This window comes from Candidatus Magnetaquicoccus inordinatus (assembly GCF_004217665.1).
In the GTDB taxonomy this organism is placed as follows: domain Bacteria; phylum Pseudomonadota; class Magnetococcia; order Magnetococcales; family Magnetaquicoccaceae; genus Magnetaquicoccus; species Magnetaquicoccus inordinatus.
On the sequence record NZ_RXIU01000337.1, the window covers coordinates 1 to 2,497 of the forward strand.

A 2,497-nucleotide genomic window follows, 5' to 3' on the forward strand; every position below is an offset into this window, starting at 1 on the left:
ATCCTCCCTGACCTTTTGCCGGGTGTCATAGCTCTCTCCCCCCTCTCCTTCGGCATACCTGGGCATCAGCACTTGCCTGTACTGCTCCAGATCCGTCCGGTTATTTACGGAGTCAAACAGGGACCACAAATGGCTGTGCAGGGTGGGGAGTCGTTTGTACTCGGTGCTCATCTGACTATAAAGTCCATCAAGATCATCCAGGTCGTACCCAGCCTGGGTGCGATTGGCCAAATCCTGGTAGCCGGACATGGCGGTGTCCAGTGCGCCAAGAATGCCCCGATAGTCGATGAGCAATCCAAAGCGTTTGTGTTCATGGAGCCGGTTCACCCGGGCGATGGCCTGGATCAGGCTATGGTCCTTCAGAGGTTTGTCGATGTAGAGCACGGCATTCCGGGGTTCATCAAATCCGGTCAGCAGCTTGTCCACTACAATGAGAATATCCGGGTCGCCGTCGGTGGCGAAAGCGTCCACGGTGTCCCGCTCGTAGTTTTCGGCTTTGTGGCCCACGTTGTCCTTCCACCACTGTTGCACCTCGGGCAGTTTGGCCTCATCCACATCCTGGTGACCCTCCCGCGTATCCGGGGAGGAGATCACCACGGCACTGCTCACCATTCCGGTGGCGTCCAGACATTGCTTGTAGCGAATGGCGGAAAGCTTGCTGTCAGTCGCCAATTGGCCCTTCAGGCCGGTGTTGAGGGACTTGAAATTTTCCTCAAAATGGACGGCGATATCCCAGGCGATCAACTCGATGCGGTTGGAAGAACCGTACACCGGCCCTTTTTGGCCGTACTTTTGTTTCAGATCGGATTTCTGTTTTTCGGACAATCCGGCGGTGATCTTCTCGAACCAATTGTCGATGGCCGTAGCGTTGACGTTCAGTTCCGGCTTGCGCTCTTCGTAAAGCAGCGGGGTAACAGCCCCATCCTCCACCGCCCGTTTCATGGTATAGGCGTGGACAATCGGGCCAAACTTGTTGGTGGTCTTGTCGTTTTTGAGCAGGGGAGTGCCCGTGAAGGCGACATAGGCCGCATTGGGCAGGGCCTTGCGCATGCGTTCATGGTTTTCGCCGCTCTGGCTGCGGTGGCCTTCATCGATCAGGACAATCAAATCCTCGCTGTCATTGCGGCATTCGGGTTGACGTGAGGCGGCATTGAACTTGTTGATAATGGTAAAAATGATCCGTTCGGTACCCTTGCCGATGCGCCAGGCCAGTTCCTTGCCGGTCTTGACCTTGGCCTGTTCACCCTCCTTGCGACTGGCGATCTCGGAGCCAAAGGCCCCGCCGGAAAGGAAGGTACGGGCCAACTGCTTTTCCAGGTCCACCCGGTCGGTGACCACGACAATGCGGCACTCTCGGAGTGCGGGGTCGAGCAGCAATGCCCTGCAGAGAAACACCATGGTGAAGGATTTGCCTGAGCCGGTGGTGTGCCAGATGACCCCACCCTCACGACCGCCCTGGGGGTTTTTCCCATTGATGCGGGCCAACAGTTTTTTGATGCCGAAAGCCTGCTGATAACGGGCAGCGATTTTGCCGTTTTTCTTGTCGAACAGCAGGAAGTAGCGCACGAATTCCAGCAGACGGTCAGGGGCGAGCAGGCTGATCAGCAGGCGGTCCTGATCGGTGGGCAGTTGCAGGCCAGACCATAAACTGGTGAAATACTCCCGCATTCTGGCGGATTTCTCAGCAAACAACGCCGCACGAGAGGCAGGAGAAAGGGAGTGGTTTTTGACCTGGGCAAAGTGTGCCTCGCTCAGCGTTTCTTCCCGCCAGTGGGACCAGAATTTGGCCGGGGTTTTGACCGTCCCGTAGCGGCCTTCGGTGGTACTGACGGAAAGCAGCAACTGGGAGTAGGCAAAAAGCAGAGGAATTTCGTCCTGCCCCTGATTGCGGATCTGCTGGCTGATGCCTTCGCTAACCATGGAGGTGTTGGGGTTGCCGGAATCGGGCCGTTTGGCCTCGATGACCACCAGGGGAATACCGTTAACGAAACAGAGAATGTCGGGCCGCCGGGTGTGGGTTCCCTGTTCTGAAAGCACCTCACACTCTTCTGTTACCAGCAGGCTGTTGGCGGAAGGATGATCCCAATTGACCAGGGGAATGGTGGGTTGCACCTTCTTGCCGTCGATAAATTCTGTGACCGTCACCCCCAGGGTGAGCATGGTGTAAAGACGCTCATTGGCGGTCAGCAGCCCCTCGTGCAGTCCAGGAGCGGCCACCTCCCGGACAATCTGCTCAATGGCATTGGGGGAAAGGGGATGCTCAGCACCCTTGTGTGTGAAACGTCGTTTCTGGAGTTCCTCCACCAACACAGCACGCAGCAGCACCTCTCGATTGCTACCGCGCCAGCTCAAACATTGGGCGGGAGAGATGTAACGCCATCCCAGGTTGATCAACGTGGCCAGTGCCGGAATATGGGCACTGTATTGCTCTCTGGTTTCGGGAGTAGCGGTCATGTCAATTGGCCAAGAGTTGGCGGATAATATTGGCCAAGACAGG

Annotated in this window: 1 protein-coding gene; it reads right to left on the bottom strand. The window is 56.8% G+C overall.

Annotated features, from left to right (window positions below; translation table 11 throughout):
* Nucleotides 1-2,454, bottom strand: a 2,454-nt coding sequence (locus EJP87_RS15365) for a type I restriction endonuclease subunit R (RefSeq protein WP_130472738.1), incomplete at its 3' end; no start/stop codon positions are given.
* Between the last annotated feature and the right edge of the window lie 43 nt (nucleotides 2,455-2,497).